At 44.2% G+C, this 24771-nt stretch carries 22 protein-coding genes; 4 read left to right on the top strand and 18 right to left on the bottom strand.

Annotated elements, in window-relative coordinates:
• On the top strand, window positions 1-191 hold a 191-nt coding region (locus tag F1379_RS29875), incomplete at its 5' end, for a hypothetical protein (protein ID WP_162551255.1).
• 1230 nt (window positions 192-1421) lie between these two features.
• Here the strand turns inward: F1379_RS29875 and F1379_RS22650 are convergent.
• Window positions 1422-2591, bottom strand: a complete 1170-nt coding sequence (locus F1379_RS22650; protein WP_150274295.1) for a hypothetical protein — start codon at window positions 2589-2591, stop codon at window positions 1422-1424.
• Window positions 2592-3953: 1362 nt separating this feature from the next.
• Between F1379_RS22650 and F1379_RS30570 the strand changes: the two genes are divergently transcribed.
• Window positions 3954-4088, top strand: a complete 135-nt coding sequence (locus F1379_RS30570; RefSeq protein WP_275262652.1) for a hypothetical protein — start codon at window positions 3954-3956, stop codon at window positions 4086-4088.
• 609 nt (window positions 4089-4697) lie between these two features.
• Here the strand turns inward: F1379_RS30570 and F1379_RS22645 are convergent.
• The 14 genes from F1379_RS22645 to F1379_RS22590 form a co-directional block, all read right to left on the bottom strand.
• Complete coding sequence (locus F1379_RS22645; protein ID WP_150274292.1) at window positions 4698-5186, bottom strand: helix-turn-helix domain-containing protein; 489 nt, start codon at window positions 5184-5186, stop codon at window positions 4698-4700.
• Window positions 5183-5365, bottom strand: a complete 183-nt coding sequence (locus F1379_RS22640; RefSeq protein WP_150274291.1) for a hypothetical protein — start codon at window positions 5363-5365, stop codon at window positions 5183-5185. The genes F1379_RS22645 and F1379_RS22640 overlap by 4 nt, the downstream gene beginning before the upstream one ends.
• Window positions 5366-5446: 81 nt before the next feature.
• Window positions 5447-6013 carry a hypothetical protein gene (locus F1379_RS22635; protein ID WP_150274289.1) on the bottom strand — a complete coding sequence of 189 codons (567 nt, stop codon included), beginning with the start codon at window positions 6011-6013 and terminating at the stop codon, window positions 5447-5449.
• A 635-nt stretch (window positions 6014-6648) separates the two neighbouring features.
• On the bottom strand, window positions 6649-6909 hold the full coding sequence (locus F1379_RS22630) for a hypothetical protein (RefSeq protein WP_150274287.1): 261 nt from the start codon (window positions 6907-6909) through the stop codon (window positions 6649-6651).
• On the bottom strand, window positions 6910-7713 hold the full coding sequence (locus F1379_RS22625) for a hypothetical protein (protein WP_150274284.1): 804 nt from the start codon (window positions 7711-7713) through the stop codon (window positions 6910-6912).
• A 262-nt stretch (window positions 7714-7975) separates the two neighbouring features.
• Window positions 7976-8149 (bottom strand): hypothetical protein, encoded by a 174-nt coding sequence (locus F1379_RS29870; RefSeq protein WP_162551253.1) that lies wholly within the window; start codon window positions 8147-8149, stop codon window positions 7976-7978.
• 942 nt (window positions 8150-9091) lie between these two features.
• Window positions 9092-9871, bottom strand: a complete 780-nt coding sequence (locus tag F1379_RS22620; protein ID WP_150274282.1) for a hypothetical protein — start codon at window positions 9869-9871, stop codon at window positions 9092-9094.
• A 186-nt stretch (window positions 9872-10057) separates the two neighbouring features.
• The gene (locus F1379_RS22615; RefSeq protein ID WP_150274280.1) at window positions 10058-10309 is read right to left on the bottom strand and encodes a hypothetical protein; all 252 of its coding nucleotides are present in this window, start codon (window positions 10307-10309) and stop codon (window positions 10058-10060) included.
• A 541-nt stretch (window positions 10310-10850) separates the two neighbouring features.
• Entirely contained in the window at window positions 10851-11672 is an 822-nt protein-coding gene (locus tag F1379_RS22610; protein WP_150274278.1) for a hypothetical protein, read from the bottom strand.
• A 319-nt stretch (window positions 11673-11991) separates the two neighbouring features.
• The gene (locus tag F1379_RS29865; protein ID WP_162551252.1) at window positions 11992-12165 is read right to left on the bottom strand and encodes a hypothetical protein; all 174 of its coding nucleotides are present in this window, start codon (window positions 12163-12165) and stop codon (window positions 11992-11994) included.
• Window positions 12166-12569: 404 nt separating this feature from the next.
• Entirely contained in the window at window positions 12570-12875 is a 306-nt protein-coding gene (locus F1379_RS22605; RefSeq protein ID WP_150274276.1) for a hypothetical protein, read from the bottom strand.
• On the bottom strand, window positions 12875-13216 hold the full coding sequence (locus F1379_RS22600; protein ID WP_150274274.1) for a hypothetical protein: 342 nt from the start codon (window positions 13214-13216) through the stop codon (window positions 12875-12877). Before F1379_RS22600 ends, F1379_RS22605 begins: the two co-directional genes overlap by 1 nt.
• Before the next feature lie 375 nt (window positions 13217-13591).
• Complete coding sequence (locus tag F1379_RS22595) at window positions 13592-14494, bottom strand: tyrosine-type recombinase/integrase (RefSeq protein WP_150274272.1); 903 nt, start codon at window positions 14492-14494, stop codon at window positions 13592-13594.
• 915 nt (window positions 14495-15409) lie between these two features.
• On the bottom strand, window positions 15410-16270 hold the full coding sequence (locus F1379_RS22590) for an ATP-dependent DNA ligase (RefSeq protein WP_150274270.1): 861 nt from the start codon (window positions 16268-16270) through the stop codon (window positions 15410-15412).
• A gap of 1217 nt (window positions 16271-17487) precedes the next feature.
• Between F1379_RS22590 and F1379_RS22585 the strand changes: the two genes are divergently transcribed.
• Window positions 17488-17988: a hypothetical protein gene (locus F1379_RS22585; protein WP_150274268.1), complete on the top strand. Its 501-nt coding sequence runs from the start codon at window positions 17488-17490 to the stop codon at window positions 17986-17988.
• A gap of 895 nt (window positions 17989-18883) precedes the next feature.
• On the opposite strand, the gene F1379_RS30565 is transcribed toward F1379_RS22585, so the two are convergent.
• The 3 genes from F1379_RS30565 to F1379_RS22575 form a co-directional block, all read right to left on the bottom strand.
• Window positions 18884-19012 carry a hypothetical protein gene (locus F1379_RS30565; protein WP_275262651.1) on the bottom strand — a complete coding sequence of 43 codons (129 nt, stop codon included), beginning with the start codon at window positions 19010-19012 and terminating at the stop codon, window positions 18884-18886.
• A 238-nt stretch (window positions 19013-19250) separates the two neighbouring features.
• The gene (locus F1379_RS22580) at window positions 19251-20372 is read right to left on the bottom strand and encodes a hypothetical protein (RefSeq protein ID WP_150274266.1); all 1122 of its coding nucleotides are present in this window, start codon (window positions 20370-20372) and stop codon (window positions 19251-19253) included.
• Between the two features lie 2030 nt (window positions 20373-22402).
• Window positions 22403-24004, bottom strand: coding sequence for a hypothetical protein (locus F1379_RS22575; RefSeq protein WP_150274264.1), 1602 nt, complete (start codon window positions 24002-24004; stop codon window positions 22403-22405).
• A 295-nt stretch (window positions 24005-24299) separates the two neighbouring features.
• Between F1379_RS22575 and F1379_RS22570 the strand changes: the two genes are divergently transcribed.
• Window positions 24300-24509, top strand: a complete 210-nt coding sequence (locus F1379_RS22570) for a hypothetical protein (protein ID WP_150274262.1) — start codon at window positions 24300-24302, stop codon at window positions 24507-24509.
• The last annotated feature ends 262 nt before the right edge of the window (window positions 24510-24771 follow it).

The raw sequence follows: 24771 nt of genomic DNA, 5'->3' as shown, positions 1-24771 counted from the left end.
GCCGCTGTCGTTGGCCGCGCCGAACGGGAAGCACGGCTTCGTCCGGCGCGCCGGGAGCGCGAGCTACAGCTGCTCCGTGCTGGCCACTGTCACCGGACGCCGAACGGGAAGCGGGTCTCCCGGAGCGTTGGGAGCGCGAGCTGCAGCTGCTTGTGCTGGCCGCTGTCTCGGGCCGCGCGAACGGGCAGTAGACTGGGACATCAAGAGAGTGTCCAAAAAGAATCTGACCAGAAAATATAGTATCCGACAGAAGCATGCGCTGCCGCTGGCCAACGTAGCCGGTTGCCGATCGCGGTGCCCGGGTGCTTCCGGAGAACCAGGAGCACGAGCTGAAGCATGCGCTGCCGCTGGCCAACGTAGCCAGGGCTGCCGATTGCGGCGCCCGGCGCTGCCGGAGAACCAGAAGTACGAGCTGAAACACGTGAAGCAGCTGGCCGATGTAACCGGAGCTGCCGATCCCCTGCGCTTCCGGAGAACCAGGAGCTCGAGCTGAAGCATGTGAAGCAGATGACCGGCGTAACCGGGGCTGCCGATCGCGGCGCCTGGCGCTTCCGGAAACCAGGAGCTCGAGCTGAAGCATGCGAAGCAGTTGGCCGGTGTGTAACCGGAGCTGGCGATCCCCCGGCGCTACCGGAGAACCAGAAGCGCGAGCTGAAAGCATGCGAAGCAGCTGGCCCGTTTAACCGGGGCTGCCGATCGTGGCGTCTAGTCTAATACTTTATTTTTTCAGTCTACAACTTTATTTTCTTTCAACAGCAGTTGCTCGTGCTGGCTGTTGTCGTCGGCCGCGCCGAACGGGAAGCACGGCTTCATCCGGAGCGCGGGAGTGCGAGCTGCAGCTGCACATAACGGCTGCTGTCGCCGGGCGCCTGAACGCGAAGCCCGGCTTCGTCCGGAGCACTCGTTTACAACTTATTTTCCGAGTCTAATACTTTATTTTTCAGTCTAACACTTTATTTTCTTTCTACAATTGCAGCAGATGGCGGCCTGGTCCGCTGCCGATTGTTCCTGGAGTGTGGCGAACCTATGGTGGTAGCTATCCGAATCGCTCCCAAGCTGTGCTGGTTTCTCGCCGAACGTGCCTAATCACGCCGTGGACCATCCAGACGGCAACCTAAAGAGCCGTCCAAAAAAGGACGGCTCTTTTCCCGTTGAAAACCTCCACAAATTCAAACGGAAGTTGATACATATAATTTAGCATACCGTACCACGATAATTGCTCGCCGCCGCTAAAAATGGGACGGACCGCATGACCCGCTCCGGCAGTTCGGCGGCGCAGGTGAGACCGGTCAGCGATTAGCGGACGAACTGTGCTGTGACCACCAACGCCCTGAATGCAGGCGTTGTCCGGCGAAAACCCCACGGTAAACGCACATTACAGTAAACTAATCTTGCAACGCCGACAACAACAAATGCTGATGTTATTGAGCAGATGAATGATGATTCCATATAATTTTCGCTGTTTCAGGTCGTGATTTCCAGTATGCGAGATCCACTATGCAACCATCTTCCATCCGCAAATGAGGGACGTCCGAACTATCAAAGCTAAATTGAATACGGGTACCATCCGCTAGTTTCAAATACCTCTTTTCTCCACCAATAATCTGAAACTCGACAATATATTTTTTATTGATTGAGTTGAAGTGAGCTATGCAATATTGGATAACTATACGATCTGGATTAACTTCTCCTCTTCGCTTTAAAACTTCGTATTCATTTCGTCCGTCCTCTTTAATACGACGAACTTGGATCTCATCATTATGTTGTAAATTTAAAATGCGTGAAATTGATTCATTAAGATAATCTACTTGATTTCCGTCAGCGTCTTGAACTACTCCACCAGCTAATTTAGATCTTTTAAAAATCAAGTAGCGCATAGCTGATTCTTTACCATTATCTAATTGGTTAACATTTGCAACTGTTTCATTAGCATCATTTATGCCCTCGTTTAAAATTAACTTCTCGGTGTCAGTTTCAGAGATAGAGCTATTCCAATTCCACTCCAACAACTCATATTTACCTAAATCAACGTTAGATTTCTCCTCATTTATTATAGGTTCGTACTGTCCATCATCTAATACTTCATTGTTATCTTCTTTCATTTTAAAGAAAAGAAGCGCCATAGAAACTTTTTCCAGATCAGAAATAGCTTCATGCAATTCATTTACTCGACATTGAAGCTTCGATATAGCTATAGAACTACTCACTCCATCTACTTGCAATCCGTCTACAGTTTTCTTAACAAAAGCAAGTTGCCAATGATACATTGATAAACATGATGAATGATGTTTTTTCAATACCATATAAATTTCTTCAGCTATTAATGGTTCAACTTTTTTGAGTAACATCTGAAACGCAGATTCTTTTTCTTTATCACTAACCGCGCTCCAGCTCCAATATGGGTTGTTAGACGTATCAAAGAGGTTGTCCCACTCTAACTCAATTGATTTTATAAAGTTTGACTGTATCGAATGGTCTTTTAATACGTTTAATGGCGAAATTTTCCCAGCTAGTAGTTTAAAAAGTATATCCGAATCGTGGTTAGCTAGGACACGATGAACCATATCTTTAAGGGTAATCTGTTGATTCATTCAACACTCACCTTTAATCCGTTATTTAAGTGCCTTGTATTAATATTCGACACTAGATAACTTCGTCCTTGCGAAATTATTTAAAATGAAAAATTTTGCTGCAGAACTCTTTTTAGAATTGATGTGCAACGCCGGTACGTTTCGTCCGGCCGGTTTTGTCCGTAAGCAACCAGGTGCGAAGTGCTGCTAAAGCTGGATGCCCCTGCAGGCGGGGTTATTCTGCCGTCTCTGTCCGGAAGGAATCAGGTACCCGGAGCTCTAGTAGCTAACCCAAGTCGTACCAGTGTGGTGTGACCGACTTTTTCTAGAAGCAACCTTGCGCGCGATGCTGCAGCAGCCGGAAAACTCGTGCCGGCTCAATCCGTCGCCTCTGGAGAACCAGGAGCACGAACTGAAGCTAACGAGCAGCTGGCCCCTGTAACCGGCTGCCGGCTGCCGATCACCGCTCCTAGCGCTCCTGGAGAACCAGGAGTACGAGCTAAAGCTTGTGAAGCAACTGGCCACCATAATCGGCTATCGACACCTCGCCGAGTCTATATTTTCTTTTAACACTAGCTACTGGTTTACTGGGCAACTGCTGGCCACTGTCGCCAGTATGCAGATTATTTCTCGTCAGTCATATCCAGATGAATCATAGCCGAAACTAAGATCCCCGCGTCGATAGCTCTGTCGTCCCCACCCGCTCGCTGCGCTCGACACATTCAGAAGGACCTGAAACGTTACCCTGCTGTTTTCCTGCGTATCCACCGTGACGCTGATGTGTCAATCGCACTCCGATAGGAGTTTGGAAGAACCCGTTGCCCGCCCGACGTGCCCAGATGAATCAGGTGATCGAAGCAAATAAAGTATTAGAGCGGAGTTATTGATTTTGCGCGATTTTTAGTAAAGAAAATCGTTAGGCAAATAAAGTAGTAGACTACAAGCAGCAGTTGGTCGAAGTAACCGGCTGCGATCCGCTGCTCGGCGCTTTTAAAGAAAATCAGGAAGACGTGCCGGCCGCTGTCGCCGGTCGCGCCAAATGGGATACGGGCTTCGTCCGGGCGCCAGTGTGAGCTGTAGTTGCTGGTGACGACGCCGGACGAGCCGAACGGGAACCAGAGTCCGTCCAGAAATCAGGAGCGCGAGCTGCAGCTGCTCGGGCCGGTCGCTGTCGTTGGCCGCGCCGAACGGGAACCGGGCTTCGTCCGGTGGGCCGGGAGTGTGAGCTGTAGTTGCTGGTGACGCCGCCGGACGTGCCGAACGGGAACCGGGCTTGTCCAGAACCCAGGAGCACGAGAATGCAGTTGTTCGTGCCGGTCGCTGTCGCCGGACGCGCCAAATGGGATACGGGCTTCGTCCGGGAGCCGGGAGTGTGAGCTGTAGTTGCTGGTTCCGCAGCTGGACGTGCCGAACGGAAACCAGACTCCGTCCAGAACCCAGGAGCGCGAGCTGCAGCTGCTCGGGCCGGTCGCGCCAAACAGGAGGAACCAGGATTCGTCCGGTGCGCCGGGAGTATGAGCTGCAGCTGCTCGGGCCGGTCGCTGTCGCCGGACGCCTGGAGCCCGGCTCAACCGGAGCACCAGTCTACAACTTTATTTTCCGAGTTCAATACTATATTTTTCATTCTAACACTTTAGTTTCTTTCTAGCGCAGGAAAGCAACCAGCTACCCTGTGCAGTGCAGCAACCGTTGTTGCCTTTAAGCCAATTGAAGCATGTCCTGCTCATCTGGAATAACCAGAACACTTATAGGCCCCCACTGCTAACCGACATCTCCGGCTTGTGACGCCCCCCAGCCCTTCCTGATGTACCAAAACTCAACCTGCCTTCGCTGCACTGCCGCCGCTATAACCGATATGCCTATCTCAGTCCACCTGGCGCATGCCAAAGAACCAGGAGCTTGAGCTGCTGGTTTGCACACGGTCTGTTTCTAGCACCGGTATGGCCATTTCTATCCGTCCGGCATATCCAGAATAATCATAGACGAGCTGAATATCTCCACAAAGCTAAATGCTGTTGCCAGTATGCTGCATCCGGAATTCCAAGAGCACAATCTGGTGGTTTACTTCTCAAGCGAGTCTTTACCGGTACCCAAATGCGATCCACCCAAAGATCAATCTAATGAAGTTTAGTATAAAGGTTCAGTCCATTCAGAAATATTTAAAGGCGAGATCCCTAAACATTTACCTATTTTCTTTGCAAGTATAATTGAAGGGACAACGGTCCCATATTCAATAGATTGATAGTGCCTTCTTGAAATTCCACATTGCCTAGCAACATCAATCTGATTCATATGCACGTTTTTTCGAGCTTCTTTAAGTTTAATTATTGATTTATTTTCTGGAAAATCATTGGCTTCCTCAACATCCCAATTTGAGATTGCAAGAGGTGAAATATTAAGAATGTTTGCAATTCTTCGAGCTAATACAATAGAAGGCTTAATATCACCATACTCAATTCTCTGATAGTGCCTTACTTCAATATTGCATTGTGCAGCTATGAAATTTTGAATCATCTTAGCCTGTTTAATCCGTGCGTCTTGGAGAGTTATTTTTGGGGCTTGCTTCGTACTGATTGTTAAGTGCGTTTCACTAAGGAATTGCTTTTGAGATATCATAGAACTGTTGTTGAATCAATTAAAGTGTGTTTTAGGATATCAGCAGCATCATAGAACCCAAGCTTAACTGCAACATAATGAAGATCAATTAGTTGGTCTAAGGTTGCGTCTTGCCGCTGAGGACAAGGGCCGATTTTATCAATTTCTTGTTTCCATACACTTTTGAGATCATTATGCATCTATGAAATTACCTCCTTTTTACCATTCATAATCTTTCGAAATTTTCATAGAATATCTACCTTTCGTAATTTATGTCTCTCTTAAATATCTTGCTTTTCGATCTTTAATACAAAGTTAGTTTTTTCACGTCCGGAAGCTGGTTTTATCCGCATCATGGAAGATACAATAAACCGCTCCATAACCCAGTCCGGCACTTTGGCATCTGGATCAGGTGAAGAAATATTTAGATGGCGCTTATCAGGATCATACTCAAATCCCATATATTCCGAATCAAATCTGCCTCTCCATTTTTCAATGTAATGTTCTGGAGCAAAATTGCAAGTCAAAACCATAGCTTTGGGAACGACCATATTAGCAAAACGATAAGTAGGTTGATTCATTACAGTTAACAAAGCCTGGTATTGATCCTCGGCAGAATCACCTCTTGGATAAACAATTCCTGCAGCCCTCAGCGTATCCACTTCATTGATACCTGGCAGAAGTTCTCCTTTCGAATGAGACTCTTGTTCCCCGGTGCTCCAGGTGATGAAACAAATTTCTTCATTATCCGGATCTGTGCCATCCAAAGTAAAGGACCATATCTGTCCACTTACCACGGTGTCATATGTGTTGCCGATTTCAGGATCCCAAGACGCTTTAAATTTCAAATCTTCCCCTCCGTTATTTTATGAATTTTACATCCCAGGCGTTTTATTAATTTCATTTTCTTCACCTTTCTATCGCATCATAATCTAAAATTATCAGTAATTAGCGCCCTAGACTATAAAGCTCCGCGAAATGGTTTAACTTATCCATAATATCCTTACAGTACGGTGTAGATAGAGTTTCTTTAATAACGCCTAAACTAGTATGCCTGTTATGTATTAAAAATTCAGATCCTTTGTAGGGAGAGAACATTCGTCTCTCGACACGTACGGTTTCCTTATCATCAAAAAATAACTTCGGATTATGAATAGTAAGTCTGACTGAAGAATAAGTACAAGATTCGGTAAATATTTTTTTTCGATTTAATCTTTTTCCTAAGCACCATTCAATTGCTAGATGTATGTCCTGGTGCACATGAAAGTCGGCTGGTTCATATGTGTGGCTTCCCAGCAAGGAACGGAAGTCAAAGATCTCTACTCGGATTATATTTGAATCACTCACTAGCATAATCGCTCTTCCTCCATTCACCGATCCGGCTTCTAAGGATACGATCAAGATCGTCATTTAAATTCTTTCACATTTGGTTATACCGCGGCTATAACTTATCCAACTCTTTCACGATTTACTTGGCCAACCGTTAGTTCGCTTCTATAAAATGAAAAACTTCTTCAGGAAATTCAAACTCCATAATTTCAATTAAATCCATTGATCTAAAAACTTCAACCTTAAACTGAATATCGGTGATTCGGCAAATCTCGAATCTCTTCTCATCGTTTAGTAGAGGCGTAATTGAATAACAATCACCTGTAGGCAACAATTTTATTCTCTTCTTTTGCATTGGGGTAAGCTTCACATCAATAAAGCCCCTTTCTACAAACTTTGATTCATGGGCTTTCATCTACGCCATCCAGATAACTCTTGAATCTTCAATTTTATTTCCAAACGTCTCACCATCAGAAAAATTAGCAACTTCTTTTCGCATATCTTTAGATAGAGCTGCACGCCTAACATGTGCTTTCCTTTTTAGATTTGAATCTAACAGATGATAATCGTATCCGATTCTAAAAAAGCCCAATTCAAAGGTTTCAAAGGTGTTTAAACTGATAACAATACTATTTTCACCTTTCCAGTCTAAATACCCTTGCGCATTAGGTAAGAAGACTCTGAATTTATCATCTGTCACATTTTCAGAAGAATAGGTTCTATAAAATTCTCTTCTTAATTCCTTTGGATCTTTCAATATTTCGAATAATTTTGCCTCAACATTTTTATTAAGCGGACTTATCATGGTTACTTTTTTTCCCATTTTAGTTTCAAATCTTTCTTTTAAAATGTTGTTATCTAACATCTCACTATACCATTTAGTAGTTAAGGCTTGAGAGAATTGAATGACTCTCTTCTCATTGTCTTTTAGCTCCCCAGCTTCTAGCGCTTCTACCCCAACCGTATAAACTAGGCTTTCAATAGTCAGCTCCTTAGAAAGATGAAATTGAGAGTACAACAACCTTCTCATTGATCGACAATCAGGAAGATCCTTCTTGAACCAAGAATTAAAACTAGAGTTATTCTGAACTAATGTGGTAATAAGGTTTTTCCAAACCTTTAATGAATATTGATCAAACAGTTTGTCATTTGCGTATCTACCAGATATATATACTACCCACTTTGGGACTAGATCCTTAATATTCAACGTTATTCCCAAATCGCACCTCCTTATATTCGTCTTTCAGCAACTTGCCTACCAAGCTCAGTAATACGATATTGATCAGCGTAATTGATTACCTCACCTGTTCTATAAGCGAGACCGTTTTCCACTAAGAAACGTCCCGTTCTTTGCTCCCCTTCCTATACAGAGATTCTAATGATTACACCAATTATCAAGCTCCAAAAGATTTTTCTGCTGGGCTTTTGTAAGAACCTTTGTAAAACCTCCATATCAACACCTCATGTAAAGTTTGCGTCTACTATGGCAATAACGTCCGTTGTTGGGCCACCAGACGTAAATAGCCTATGAACTCATAAGCATCATCAGTGACAGCAGATTCTTGAATCTCAGCCAGTATCATTCCCACATCCTGTCTATCCTTGATGTCTCTATCCCTAATCATTTTCAAAGCTATTTCCTGAGAATTAAGCATCACAAATATCCTCCTTCATAGTTGCGTCTATAATTCATTAAGTCCAACTGATCGACTCCACCCCGCAGCCTCTAAATCCTCCACACCTGGAGTGGTGTATATCATCAGCAGATCATTACCGGCAGTCACCAGGTTTAAACAGTAACGCTTTTTTTATTTCCTCTCATTAAGTTGTAAGACCTAAGACAAATAATAAGACAACGAAAATGAAAACACTGAGCAATATGAGATACACAGTGAAGAGTACTTTGTGAAGCCGTTTCTCTTTATCTTTGACATAATAAATTTGAACCCACGGTATCAATAATATCGGGATTAAAAGACTGTTTAGTATGAAACTGAGAAATACAGCTACAAAAAACCAATCATCAGTTAAATCTATGAACAAAGCTAAATTCAGATAAATTATTAGAAGTGTTAAAAAGATCGACCATACAATAAGGACTTTTCTGGATCTAGATATGTTCATTCCATCTTTCACTCCAATTCTGTAAACCTACCACCTTTCTCAATCCGAATGAAGTCATTTACTAGATTAGTCATAGTATTCCGGACCGCTTCTGGAGCAGGCCATGCCTAAAGGTGTCGTAATCTAAGTATGGAAAACCTCATAGAGTTGGGACCAAGCAGATTCCTCATGACTGTCCGACGTAACAATAATCTCTATTCGAACTAAAAGGAATTTGGGGTTCATAACTTGGTATTTCTTAGTAGATGTAGTTGCATCAATTATTTCAATGTTCCATGCGCCTTTTAGCTGCTCCATTAGAACACTCCAAATTCAGTATAATTCATAGTGTCTCGTTGACTATTCATTAATTTCTTTAGATGTGCTGGCAGTATCCATCCCTTTGCTATGACCATCTAGCCATACCCTGATTTCATCGTGGGGTAGAATTTCTGACTGACCCCCACGCACCGTTTCTGGTGTTTCCTACATATTTAAAAAATAATTATTTGAACTTGGGAGTCGCATATGCGCCTATATGCTTCATGCGTAAAACTTGTGATTCGACCGTCTGAATATTCAAAAAACAGGGCAGACCCTGTTATTTTCTTTTGCGGGTATACACTTTCCACGTATTTCACGACATCTTCTTCAAATGGCCTCGTTCGGTAGTTTCGTTCGAAAACCTGGGTTTCACCGGATAGGGATGTTACCAGAATAAAATTTAGATATCCCTCATCTCTCCATATAAATCCAATATCATTTAATGGTTCGGGAAGAAATTCAACAGTATAAATATTTGATTTAAAAATATCGGCTGAAGCAACAGAGTAGATAAAATTCTTACTTCCGTTTTTAACTAATGCAAAAGTAAGATGCTCATTATGTGTAGCAGCTTTCTTAAGCATCTCTCTTTGTTGGACCTGTAATAAAGAATCTTCACTTGTACCATTATCATCAAAAACTGGAACGCTGTAACTTTCCCCCAGAGTGTTGCAATAAAGGTTTCTTATAGTCATTTGATTTATTAAGTTATTCCTATACCAATCATGTTTAAGTATCATCTCGGCTTTTTCTATTAGGTCAAGACGATCTTGTAGTGAATCAACGTCAAATGGGTTATATTTAACTTTCACATTGAAAAGCAAATCTTTCTTCAAATATTCCTTTCTAGCCTTCACATCCCGCAGTAACCATCTTTTTTCAGTGGGATTAATGTCGGGAAACTGTCTGAAAATTTGTTTTATTTTTTTATCTTTAAAATAACGGATCATATCCTCACTCCAGAATCTGTTTTGGGTTCGACGTAGCGGTTTACTTTGGTAGCAAACAAATCATAACCAACTTGCATTCTGGACATAATCCAGACTGCGGCAAGTCTAACGCCGTATATGTCTATGAATTAAACTCATTGATGAACTTTTCATTGCGATCAATGTCGTCAACTGCATCTTGATTTGTTAGTTCATTTGCCACGGCAACAAAAAATCAACATTCCATTCACCGTCATCGTCATCATAGCTCATAACCTGCTGACTTCCCGGATCGTAACAGAACAGGAGCTTGTCTTCTGGTTGATCATTGAAGGCTACTACAACACCTCCAGGCTTTGTATCAAAAGGCTGAATTATGGCATCGTCCAAATGATCAAATATAATTTCAAGGTGCTTCATAACAATGGCCCTGTAAGCTTCATTCTTCTCCTGCCCCATGCTCCCTACTCTCCCTTACTATTACGCTATATGCGTCTAAAATTCATTGCGTCCAGTTTATCAACTCCACCGCGCCACCAGGTCATGCCCAAAGATGTCGTAAGCTATGTATGGAGAACCTCATGGAGTTGGGACCAAGCAAATTCCTCATGACTGTCCGCCGCATCAATAATCTCGCCAGTCAAGCAGCCCGCAGCCGGATCGCTCGGCGCCCGCTAATCGTTCGGCAGGCAACGCTGCTCCCGCAGGTATTTTTCCGGAACTGGATGCCCGGCACACCGCTGAGTGGACAGCCTGGGAACCGAATCTCCACCCCGAAGCTCGCTCGATTGTCAGTGCTGCTCCTGCGTTTTTCCCTCAAGGATACCGGCGCACTGCTGATGGCCAGTAAGGCTAACAGCGGATGGATCCCCGCGGCGTCGGTTGTTTGAACAGAGAGCTGCTGCAGGTATTCGTCCGGACCCAGCCGGTCTGCTGCAGATGGCCAATCATGTGGCCGGCGGTTGATTTCTACCAATCTCAATATCCGCTTACCAGTTCTTTACCCTCTATCTCTTATCTTAACAAATGCATCGAAAGTAGAAAGGAACGTGTAGAACATCCATGGATAAAATATCTCGGTGTCATAACCTGCTTCTTTAATCTTATTGTTATGACGTAAATCAAATTTATTCAACAGAGTAAAGATAGCCTGTTCTTCTGTATGCACCTTTTCTGTAAGCTCACTCCTAATTCGCTCCAATGCGCCACCAATTTCAAGTAAAGCACCTTTCTTGGTTAATTCATCAGAACCATATTTCAAAAACTGTCTAATTGCTTTTCTAATTCTCCCGTCAACTTCTGTCTCGTTACCATAAACTGCAATTTCATCAATTAATGGTTTAAACCCTTCTGACAATAGCTCACGCACTTCGCCATTTGATTGTAATTCCCATCCTTTACTATACCTTGATATCTGATCATTAATGCGTTCCCTAAACTTCAATTGTGAATACTCTCGAATACCTTCTAGATCATAAATACCAAGCTGTTCTTGTTGATAAGAATCTTTAAGATAAATATGTTTGTGAAGGAGCTCAATCAAATCGAACACATCTTCCTCAGCATATTTAGGTGTAGTTTGACAGTAGAACGGATCAGATATTCTCCTACCAATCTCCGAAAGCACGTATGCTTCGAAATTCCCGCTTGCCTTTCCTTGATTCCACTTTCCCCAATTGTCCTCAAAACCGTAAAAGTCATTGAAGTACTTATCCTTGGCTAAATCATTAACAATGACTATAAACACTTCGATCAAGTCTTTTAAGTTTAATTTTTTTTTCTCAATCCCGCTACGCTCTGAAAAATAAGAATTATTGCTCATTTGATGCCCCCCGTATCAGTATAATTCTTTTAAAAAACTTTCGATTCATTAGAGTGCTATAACTCTACAGTATCTTATATGCAATATCTGAACGCTGATATGCGTCTACTGCCCTTCACTACGTTCATTTGATCGACTCCACGGCCGCTCAGATCCACAGCTCAATGCTTTATTTCAATATACTCTCAATTGCTGGCCATATATTTACGAAATCTTTCACAATAAGAGTATTCTTCCATATGTCCTCCGTTTCCAACACAGCTCCAAACTTCTCTATTTCCGTTCAAGCTTTATCATTAGAACGCGTTGCTCCATTCCTTTACTTGATCCCATCGGTTTTTATGGTGAGTTGCTTCTCTGCCTCTTCTAGAGCAGCCCAGAGGTCACGTACAATGCCTGGCGCTTTATCCATTAACTCACTGTCATGCGCCCAATCTGGCCCGTCTGCTGCGTCTAGTAGTGCTTTTAACTCTACTTTCCGTTCTGGCGTCATGCTATATCTCTCCTTCGTTGTTAGAGGATGGCTATTTAAGGATTATCCGGCCCCCGGCTCGGTCTGGTTCGATGGCCTTTGGCCTTAAGCGTTATTTCGTTGCACTGCGACACTATCTATTCTTTAAAATCAAGTTTTAAAAACCGCTCTCCTATCTCATATAGGACCTGTGTTTCAACAACTCTCAGGTCAATATCCATATCTAATTCTGTTTCGCAATCTTCGTGCAAGGCTCTGACATACCCATCTCGCTTCAAGAAGCCCGTCTCCATCCATTCTTTAAGCTCCTGAAAAACTTCTGTAATTCTTTGTCGGTTAACTGAGCAAATATTTGCTTGACTTTCATTCGCTTATCCATCCTCTCTACTGCGTTTTATACGTCTTATCAGTGATATCTATTCATGCTATGTAACATCCGTTTTAAAAACCATCACTCCATTTAATGATGATCTAGAGAATTCTTGCATTGTGTAGAAATTACCATCTTCTGCGATAAAACCATATGGTACTTTACATTTTTTTGTCCCGAATTCTTCCCAACACTCCTTTGCAGCATTCCTAAACCCATTGTTGCCCCACTTACGTCTTTCCTTTGCAGATAGTTCTTCCCATTGTACGTATAAATGGTCCGCACCGTTACCTATATCAAAAATAGGCTGCCATCCTTTATTGCCGCTACACCATTGACTGGCAAGCTCTGCCGCATCCATTAATTCGCTCCTTCAGTTTCGTCATATGTGGCACTAACCCTAGAAAGTAACGTTTGTGTCATATGCTCAATTTCGGCCCTACGGTATTTAGCACGAATTAGTGTGAACCACCCATTAGCATAGATGATAGGAGGAGGTTCTTTTCCATTTGCTTGCAGATAGGCGGCTTTCCAGGCATCTATCACTTCATCCATACTGCATTTCACCATCCTTTCCAAACTGTATGCGTCTATCGCCTTTCTATCACCTGAAAGGAGGACATCCATGAGTTGACCACGTGTGTCTGCCTCCGCCTTCAGCAAGGTAATGCTGTCGAGCGCCGGCTCCTCATCCAAGCGCATATCTCGTCGTACCCTGCGGACAGAACAGCAGCCTTAAAGAATTTGGATAGCAAATCCCTTAACCCAATCCCCTGACATGGCATTACGGTCGTCAGAATTTAATACTATTCGTAAACAACGCCCAAGTAATGGTCACCAGGTATAGAGAATAGAACAAAATCCCAATAAGCATCGTTGCTTTCTTTTTATTTTTGATGGCTATGAGAAAATTCCCAACCCCTAAAATAGCGATAATGCTTACTATAATAATCGTAAAAATACTTATCATATTACACCTCCAAGGTCCTGTTTAAATCCTAGCCGCTGCGGACATATTCCTTTTTCACATATAGAGTTTTCCTGTAATTGGTGCCATTATCGCCTTTTTACATTAATTTAGGTCCTACTTATCGACTCCACTGCAGCCTCAAGATCTTCAACACCTGGGGTGGTGTATATCTCTGTCATAGCAGTGTTTGGAGTGCCATCTTCTTTAAAGTGGCCCATGAGTGTAGCTACGCGCTGCAGATCAACTTTGGCCGTAACTAAATCATGTCCAAATGAGTGTCTCAAAGCGTGGCATGAAAGATGCTTGATCTTTACGCGGTCCCGATACTTTTCCACCATGTGCTGTATGGCCCTGACAGATAACTGTTCTGAACGTTGAGATCTGAAGACATAACGATTATCTGCAGGCTCATCCCTTAAATAATCTTCGAGAGCTGATCGGACATCCGCATTAAGCGGAACCTCTCTGTCCTTGTATCCCTTACCACGAATATAGGCCACACCACTTCGCGCATTGATACTTAGCTCAGTCTTTAAGAGCTCACAAATCTCATGTACTCGGAGACCGGCCTTAAGCATCAACACTATAATTGCGAAGTCGCGCCTTGAGCCGCTTTTTCGAACTTCTACAAGAAATGCATCCTGTTCGGTGTTGTTAAGCCACTTAGGAGTACGTTTTGCAGCCGGTGGCTTCTCAATTGAGCCTAGTGGATTTTCTGAGATAAACCCTTGTTCCGTAAAATATTTGAAAATGGCATTTAGTTGGACAAAATATTTATTCGTGGTCGCCGGCCTTGCCGGCTTTCCGTTCCTCCCTCCAAAATTGTCTAAATACTGCTTGAAATCTGCGATATCTTTTTGAGTTGCCAGCCCTGCATCCTCGGGACTTGGATCAGTTTGAAAAATCCATTTCTTGAACGAGCTCCAGGTTGCCTTGTAATTATCAATCGTTCGGTCAGCCAAACCTTCATTCTCTAGCTTTTGAAGAAATGAATTAAACATTTCAGACATAGTATTCTTCCCTCATTTACAGAAGATGTCGAGTATTCCTGCCGTTAAGAAACGGTGGATTGTGGGTTTTCTACTTCCATTATATCACATTTAGTCGTCTTCTGTATAGAGAAGACGACGTGATTATGAATGAAATTCAACCGCATCTTTTTAACCGGGAGAACGATAACTACTATTAGAAGGTGCAAAGATGGATAGACTCCTTATCTGATGCATTGGTGAAAAACCTGGAAATATCGTCCCATCTGTATCCGGGAGTTGCCTCCCCCTTCCTTAAAAAAAATTCTTTTATTGTTTTTGCAACAAAACGGATAGGTACCCCGATTATTAGCGTGAGAGATTCAGGGCAGCTTGCCGGATATCCCCACCCTACTGACTATCTGCAATAATAATCAGGAAAAAGTACACAGGAACCCAAAGTGATTAACAATAACATTTCAAACCACTTTAGGGGTTGAGGAAGAGAACGGGAGGGGCTACCAGAAAAAAAGCTTTTCTGAAGGGACAGGCTGCGCTTGAACAACCTTCAAAAATCCATTTATATCTAGGGGGAATTAAACATGCATGACATTTTGATGATTATTAATGATTTTCGTGAACAGTTGGCTTACCTCGATTGGCCAAGTATATTCTCATACGTTAATTCAGGGATGGCACTTGGTATTAACATACTGAGACTAAAAGCAGCTTTAAAATCATTCAGGAAAGTCCCCGTGAAATCAGTAAAGCCATATCGACAATTTAAAGTGAAGAGAAACCCGCGGCGGCATTCAAAATCCCGCCGGAGAAAACATATCTCTTCGTCATAGCACCGAGATCCTGCTATAAACAAACAGCCGGCGCTTTGCCGGCTGAGTTTTAATCTGCTCTGATTTGAATAACAGGTTGGTGGTTCCAGGCAAAAATCCAGCTGCACTATATTACGAACTCCGTAAATACTGGACTTCGGAGCATACCAGATTTAGTCCAGTTTCTCATACGTACCTTGGCTCGCACTCTTGGCTCCAGATGAACAAACTCCTTGTCCTCGCCGGTCACAAGCTGGCCAGCAACCCCGCGAAAGGCTTGTTTGTGAAGCGGTGACGCCCCGAACTCAATTATCCCAGCGGGCCGCAGCTTGCCGGACGGACTGGGCACCGCCGCCAGCCACCCGAATTCTTGCTTACGGTAGCCGGTGATATACACCTCGGCGTAAGTCCAATTAATGACCTTTTGCCAGGCGTAGGATCGGCGGCCTGTCTCATATACACTGTTCTTTCGCTTACCCACAACGCCCTCCATGCCTCGTACCTCGATCTGTTCAAATAACGCTTCACCGGCACTCTCCACGAACGGGACGATGCCAAAGCTGCCGGAAGGTAGCTTAAGCCCGGCCAGAATCTGTTTACGCTGCATCAACGGCAGGCTCCGCAAGTCCTGCCCTCGATACTGCAGTACATCAAATATGGCGTAATAAACCGGCAGTGTGGCCTTGAGCTGCTGTATTTTGTCGGGCCGACGTGCCTGGAACCTGCTCATGACGGCTTCGAAATCCGATACTCCCGTTGCCGGATTAACGCAGGCGACCTCACCGTCCAGGATAATGTCCTCCTCGAATGGTAGCTGCAGCTCGGGATACTGTCGGGTACAATCGTTGTCGTGCCGGGTATAAAGCCGGACATTCCCCATCTGCTGCGAGAAGATCAATCGGTGCCCGTCTACCTTTGGTTCAAATATATAATTACTATGTGAAAAAGGCCCTTGAGCCGTTTGCAACAACATTGGACTTATAAACATACTTTCCACCTCATCATAATTATAAGCCTACTTACGGGTCGGAAGTGGCGGTAAGTATTGGGATCAGATAAACCATATCGGCGTCTGGAACACTCATAGATCTTTTTTTATTTCGTAGTGCTACTGAAAGAAAAGATAGAGTATTAGACCTGAAGCTTGCGAAGCATTTGGTCGAAGTAACCGGCTGACTTTCCGCTGCCTGGTGCTTTTAAAGGGAACCAGATACACATGCCGGCTGCACCAAACCGGAGACCGGCTTTGTCAGGAGCGCCGGGTGTGAGCTACAGCTGCTCATGACGGCCCACTGTCGCCGGACGCGCGCGCTGTCGCCGGACAAGCCGAATGGGAAGCACGGCTTCATCCAGAGCTCCGGGAGTGCGAGCTGCAGCTGTACGTGACGCCCCGCTGTCGCCAGACGCGCCGAACGGGAAACCAGCTCCGTCTGGAGTACCAGTCTACAACTATATTTACAGAGTTTAAATACTTTATTTTCTATCTACAGATGCAAAAAAGAAAAATGTTTCTGGGTTAAAAAAGGTTTTTCTCAGTATTTTTGAAAGAAAAGTAATGAGCAAGAACATAAACATAAGGGGGAATACTAAATGTATCAAATTTTAGGCCATGTTTTCGAATTTTTCAAAGACATCCCATGGGTTAAGGTACTCCATGGAATCAAAGAGGTGATAGATTTAATAAACAACATTATTGACATTCTATCCTTCTTCCTAGCAAGAAAGGCTGCTTTGCCGCCAGTTCCTACACCCAAACATCGAAGCAATAGACCCAAAACCAAATACCGAAAACGGATTTCTCGAAATTCGAGCCGCAGAGGTCGAAGACGGCAGCGTCGAAAACGAAACTCTGAAAGCAAGAAACAATGACTTGAGGGCCCGCGGATGACCCCTTATTTCTTCATAAGTGGCAGCCCGGGCTATACATTCACTGCGCGGAGCGGGCTTTCGGCCCGGACGTCACTACGGCGCGGCATCTGCTGCCGGGTTTCCTTGACGCGCGACACGCACAACCGGCATCCTGGAGGGCAGACTTACTTGCAGACGCTAACGCCGCCGCAGCAATGGACCCGTTGATATTTTCCTGACCTCGACATACGGGTGTTCCTTTCAGCTCGCCTGCCCGAAGGAACGAATTTCTATACATTGCAAACATTTGTGTGCAAAAGTATAATAAATATATACATTATTTGGAGAGTGATGGTTATGCCCCCTACTAACTTTCGGACAGAAAAGCTTGAGAAAGAGCTTGCGACGCTTTTTAGTAAGCGACTGGATATTTTTGAGGATCTTAAATTTTTTGCCCTGAACGGAGAAGAAAAAGATGTGAAATTCTGTTATGGCAAAGGTGATGCATATCGTCGATGTATCTGTGACCTGCTGATTGCTTTTAGCCTCACCGGTACGGAGCTCTACAAACAAAATAATAAGCGGTTTGAACTGGAGTATCTGATGAAACAGGAAGAAACACTTAAAGAATTGAATGAATCGCCAACTATTCCCGTCTCTTCTTCTCCATTGGAACGTGAAGAAAATCCATTTCTAAAGTACAAGATTATTGAACAGCACAACGGAACTCCTATAGTGCAATACCAGAATGAGGAAGGTTATCGCGTCGATTTTGGTACCAGACGCTCTATAGAGGTGCCTTCGGTAGAAGCAGCAAAAGAATTGATTGATTATTATTCAAAAGATAATTCAAAGTGACCCTTAATTCATAAAACAATTTCCAATAGACGACAATCATACATACCATTTGGGGCGTAGTAGCCGGCGAAGATACCGGTATATAATTTACTGTGTTACTGCGATGGAATACATTTTTACGTTTATGCTTGGCTTAGATGTAAGAATTAGGAGCATGAGCAGCAGGTTTGCCGAACATCTGGACGCTTTTGCAGTCACGCTGATTCCAACCTGTTTCCAGTACATGTAGAAACAACCGGGCTAGTTACCTTTCGCTGTCGCGGCCGATCGCTGCTAAAACTCGCATCTGGTTTGCATGTTCCCTCCGAAACCGTCCAAGGCCCATCCTGTATTCGAAAGAACCAGAAGCACCAACTACTGGTTCACTGCGCAGCCGAGACTGTCATTAGCATTTGCCGATTGCAGTAAGCTCGGCGCTGACAAAAACCAAAAATTGACTACCTGCAATGGTTGGGTGCGGCAGTACTCGGGATGCCGATTACAGCCAGCCGACGTCATCGGTTGCCTATCGCCGCCCACCGTCATATGGAAGGACCAAGTGTAGGCTTTTTACGGGTTCTCTTCGCGCATCCGAAAGTCCAACAACATCACCAGCTACTCCTAACTCGCAACCGCAGCTTACCCCGAAATTCTGGACACAGCGCGTCCGGAAAAACAAAGAGTACGACCTGTTGCTCTCTCCCACTAATGTCGATTACGGCCGCTCTGCACCTCTGCACGAGCTAGGAGTACCAGCTGCTGGGCTACTTTTAACCCTTCCGGATCTCATACCGGTGCTGTCTGATACGTCCAGAATTTATGTTAATTTTATGCGCTGCTTTTTGGTAATCGGCTTCCCAGTCTACAACACTAGTGGGATTAGTTCTAATCGAGAAGTAACACGATGTTGGTTAACTTATTTACTTTTTCTGATATTCTTTAATATATCCTCACGTTTTTTTTTATTTAATTTAGTAATTTCTTCTTGCGATCTAAACGTTACTTTTTTCGGTTTGGAATATATATGAGTGATTTTCTTTGACATTATAGCACCACCTTGTCTTCAATATTACTAGACAGTGTGGCCAACTCTTTTAAACTTATACACAACAAAAAGCCCACTCTATAAGAGTGGGCGAATAAACTAATTAATCAGAGATTTTTTACCTTTACTTTCTATATTTGTAGCAGCAACTTCCTCTTGGGCTCGTCTTATCTCATCGAAAAGGTGGAGCATCTCAGTACGTCTTTCCCTATTTGATTGTGTAATCTCACTTTGAGTACTAAAAGTTACTCTTTTTGGCTTCTCTACCCAGGTCGACATTAAGATCCCTCCCCTTACTATTACTTAACATATCCTTTTGAATTAAGAGACAAAAGGAATGAATCATACGGTACACTTCTCTTATTTCTATTATATCGTCGGAAAGTGTAAGATTCAATGCCATATGATTTGTATCGTCAAAATGAAAGCTCCAAATCCATTGCTCACCATCAAGCATTTTCATTAAATAAGATACAACTGTTCTCCCCGGGTAAGGGTTATTATACTTGATACTATCATCATGACTCATCGCCACATCAACGACTGCATATCTTAAGGCATTTTGCTGTGTTATTTCAATAATTTCAGGACTGGCACCAGATGTTCCTTTATCAATAAATTTATATAACTTTTCATCTTTGACCTTATATATAGTATAGGCACAAATAAAGTCAAGCTCGTAAAAATTCATACTGTTGTTAACAAAACGAGAAACACTTTTGTTAGCTGCCTTAATGAGTTGTATGAGATAACCCACGGTTCTTTCATATTTCTCAATTTCAGCAAGGAGGTAGTTTCTTTCAGCTGTTATTATATCATTCGAGGATCTTAGTTCTTCGGTTTGCCCTTTGGAATGCTCTATTATCTCTAAAATCTGAGAATAGTTTGGCGTTAATAGTTGGCTCATTTCGTTAAACAAACCATTAAATGTCGTTCTGCTATTCTCAACAATTGGTGCCCAAATGAGATATTCAGCTGGCTTCTTCTCTTTAAAAGCAGCTACATCAAAGTGATGACTTGTTATTGAGGTCATTTTATTAGTATGTAGTAACACAAGGATCCAATAAACTAAAACCAACAAAATAACGCACGCAGTAATCATCATCCACACTGGAATATTAGAAATGCTATGACTCGCATACGCAATGACGGATCCAATTACGGGTAAAGATAGCCATTGAATTTTGGCCAAGGGACCCGCAGCTTTAAAAAGAACCTTCATGTTACTCAGTGGTCCTTTCCAGGCTTTTTTCCTCCAGCTTACGGTACCTTGATATCTCATTTTATGAACGATCGGATCTAGTGACCTAAGTTGATCTATAAAACTATGATAGTTCTCATGAATAGAATCAGCTGACACTAAAACACCTCCAGTTTATGCACTTAATAATTTCATCAAACTTCACCACAATCCTTCCTCTCAATTGATTTAGTAGCACATCGAAAATAGACAATCATCCCCCTGAATCAGAAAAAAGCCCTAAGAACGGTCATATACACAAAAATAGTGTACAATTCCACCCTTAGGGCTTCTATCTTCAAAATAACGCTTATCTTCAGATAAGCAAAGTAGAATAATAATTACTATTTCAATAGTATCAGGAATTTCTTTAAAATACCATTATTATAAAGGTGTGGGCGGCTGCGCCAGTGCGCGTCCCGACGCCTAACAAAGGCAAGTCCTTCTGGATACAGCAATCGCCCTGGCGTCACCGGTGCCGTGCGGGTTAAGTTCAAAAACACAATGGACGCACTCCAGATCTCTTCAGCCAGACAGATATTTGCCAATTGCTGGTGGGCTGCACCGTGGTACGCGTCTCAGACACGCTACATGGCCAGCTCTTTTCCGAACTGCAGCAATTGCCCTGGCGCCGCCGGTACCGGGCGGGTGAGGGTTAGACGCCCGGCGGACGCACTCCTCTTCTCGGGTATATCGGTGCTTCCGGAAGACTGCGCCGCGGCGCAAGCTCGGCGCGTGACATTGCCAAGCTCTTCCGGATCTACAGCAATGCCCGGAAAGCCGCTAGTGCAGGAGGGTGAAGGTCGATAGCCAGACGGACACACTCCAGGTTTCTTCAGTCGGACAGTTTTTGCAACAGCTGGACGGCTGCGCCGCGGTGCGCGTCGTCGGCGCGTAACATGGCCATGTTTTTCGTTGCTCTGCAGGCGATTGCCCGGGGCGCCGTCGGTTCTAGGCGGATGAAGGTCGGTCACCCGGCGAGCGCACTCCAGGACTCTTCAGCCGGACAGATTCCTGCAGCTACTGGGCGGCCACGCCGCGGTGCGCGTAATCGGCGTGTGACATGGTAAGTCCTTCCTGATCAGAAGCAACTGCCCGGGTTGCCGCCGGTGCCGAACAGGGAAGAATGGTCGCCAGGCGGATGCTTTCAAGGCCTTTTCAGCAGGATAAATTCCTGTAGCTCCTGGCGGCCGAGCCACAGTGGCATCGCCGGTGCGTGAATTGGCCAGTCTTTCCCGTTCTGCGACGATTGCCCGTGGTGCAGGAAGGGTGAAGGTCGGTCGGCCGGCAGACGCACTCCAGGTTACTATTTAGCTCTAGTAAATTCCTCAAGCTGCTGGACGGCTACGCCAGTGCGCAAGCTACCGGCGCTTGCAGATGTCCAAGTTCTTCCGGATCTATAGCAATTGCTCAGGGTGCTGCCGGAGCCGGGTGGGCGAAAGTCAGCAGCACGCTTTCGTATTCCAGGCCTCATCAGCCGGAATGATTCCTGCCAGCTGTTGGGGGGCTGCGCCGTGGTGCACGTCGCCAGCACATCACAATAGTCAGGACCTACCGGTCACGCAGCAATTACTTGGGCGTCGCCGATGCCGGACTGATGAAGGTCGACTGCACGCTGCCAAATTCCAGGTCTCTTGAGTCGGACATCTTCCTGCAGCTGCTGGACGGCCGCGCCGCGGTGGCTTCGCCGGCGCGTGACATGGCCAGGTCTTTCTTGATCTACAACACTTAATTGTCCAGAATGCCTGACGGCTGATATTCGGACGCCCGGCAGACGCACCCAAGTTACTCTTCAGCTCCAGCAAATTCCTCATGCTGCAGGTGGCTGCAACGGTATGCAAGCTGCCGGCTTGTCGAGATGGCCAAGTTCTTCCGGATCTGCAACAATTGCTTGGGACGCCAGTAGTGCCGAACGGGTGAAATTCGGGACGCCAGTGTTTGGAGAAAATAAAGTGTAGAATCATCAGCTTTTTAGAAAAAACGTTTCCCGTAGCTTAATCAATCCTCGCAGTCCGCTTTTTTCTCCGCATATTTGGACAATATTGCATAACCAAATGAAACAAGAAACTCCAAGTGATCGTCGGGGTGATTACAACCGCAATTATTAGCGTTCATTCATTTTAATAAGCATTTGCTTCGGTGCAGGAAAATCATTTAAGCAAAATTTCGCGTTCTGTTTTACTGTACTGTAGGCCCAGCTTGACTGCGATTGGCTTTATTGGCGCATAGGCTGTACCATCCTGAATAATGATATCCTTTGCTTTTAGATCAACGTAGGCCTTTTTGTTCTTGTAACTAAGCTCAATTTTGCCGGGTTCAACGGTGAGCGTGGCATTGAGGGTGATTGCTAAATCTTTTACGGAGCAGTATAGCAGATTATTTAGTCCCAAAAAGGCCGGCTGATCATGAAATACAACAGGTTTTCCCTCATACACAATTTCCCACGGTCTGGCATATGTAAAATAACTCTGATCCGCATTGGGAGTAATGACATATTCATCCGGGTTGTCGTAGGGATCAGAATCTTCCTTGGTAACAATCCCCTTCAGGATTTCAACATGTACATCCTTAACATAGTCGGGTCTGCTGCTTGTAAAAGGTGTGTATTCAAGGCTAGTGTTGGAGTGCCACGTCAGATCTGTAACCCATTCCTTGTAGGGCATGGCAATTTCATGGAGTTTCTTTTGGCTGATGGTGTCATATACCAATAAGCTTCTGCGCTCCCCCCGTTCATATTCCAGATCAAAAACCAGATACCTCCGGTTAGGGGATAGATAGATTCTCTGCACAAATGCTTTTGCCGGCGTAATGACTGTTGCCTTTTTTGTCTGCTGATTGATCATGTAGATTCTTTCATCATTGTTATTACTTCTTGGTTCCATTATGTAATTTCCAAACTGTACCCTCCACTGTTCCCGCGTCACCTTCAATTGCTTAATTTCCTTGAGTTTTTTTTGCTTGTCCAACTCATAGAATTTCCCGTTTTTGCGGATAACCAGATTGTCGTTTACAGAGATAGAGTCGTTGCCTGTATAGCACCCTTCGCCGTAGCCTCTTACGCAGGAAAGAATGTCTCTAGGCCCAAGGAAATCCTGCTGGCTGACGGATAAAATATACTTGTTGTCAGAAAGGGAGTAGAATTGCTTCTGTTTAGTTGCAGTGTTGTCCACAGTGTAAATATCGTTTTTGGACAGTAGTTCAATAGTCGTGCCGGCAGAGGTGAGATCACTTTTCTCGGTGCTTTCTGCTGTTCTTAGCAGTTTCATTTCCTTTTTGCTGTAGTCAAAAGAATATAATTTCTGGGATCTGTTGATGGTATCGGCGTGATACCCTGTGCTATATGTACTTTTATCTCCTCTATATAGGCCATAACTGAAGATTTGTCCTTTGTTGATCACCGTGTAACTCCATGCCATTAAGTTGAACTCTTCTTTTTTGCCCGCTTGATCTGTCGTTGATATGAACTCCCTCCAGTCTGTGACAAAACCGGCAGGTGGTGAATAAGCCAGTTCATCAAAAACATACTTTTCATATTTCCTTTCCCCCGTGCTGTAGCTCAGTGTATAGACCAACACAGCGGGAATGATCAAATTTTTTTCTTCGTTATGGTCATATTCAAAGTGTATAGCCACTACCTGCTTGTTCTCTGAGGCAGAAAAAACACTCTGTATACCACTCTCCGATAACACTGTGCTGATTAGCAACGTTATAACTATGATTTTGCCCGCCATGCTGTTCAACAATTTAACCATTCATTAACCGCCTTTTTTGTGAATCGTCAAGTTTAATCGGTATAGAAATTTATTTTCTCCTTAACAGCCGAAAATCCCTCCGTTACCAAGTGTACCGCACGGATTCGTCAGGGGGCAACCTGGTTATACGGAGTTGTAGCTGTGCGAAGAAAATAAAGAATTAGACCGGAGTTGTTGATTCTACGAGGCCTTCTGTAATGAAAATCGTCAGACACTAAAAAATATGAAGTAGACTGGGACATCAAGAGAGTGTCCAAAAAGAATCGGACCAGAAAATAAAGTATTAGACAGAAGCATGCGCTGCCGCTGGCCGACGAAGCCGGTTGCCGATTACGGCGCCCGGGCGCTTCCGGAGAACCAGGAGCATGAGTTGAAGCATGTGAAGCAGCTGGCCGATGTAACCGGAGCTGGCGATCCTCCGGCGCTTTCAGAGAACCAGGAGTACGAGTTGAAGCATGCGAAGCAGTTGACCGGTGTAACCGGGGCTGCCGATCGCGGCGTCTAGTCTAATACTTTATTTTTTCAGTCTAATACTCTATTTTCTTTCAACACCCTCAACTATCTGCCACATTTACATCCTCGGATTCGGGCAGTATTGGACTTTGCTTTGGTTAGTAAGCTCGTCCCATGATGCCTTGTATGTAAATGTATGTCTAGTGATCTGATGCTGTATTGCTAGGTTCTTAAAGAAGTAAACACATAAAAACTTCACTTACACCCTAAAAAAGGACGGTGCCTTGCGCACCGTCTCTTTAATCGCATTTTTC

This window comes from Paenibacillus tepidiphilus (assembly GCF_008635795.1).
Lineage (GTDB): Bacteria > Bacillota > Bacilli > Paenibacillales > Paenibacillaceae > Paenibacillus_AQ > Paenibacillus_AQ tepidiphilus.
This window is presented reverse-complemented; position numbering and strand designations above follow the sequence as displayed.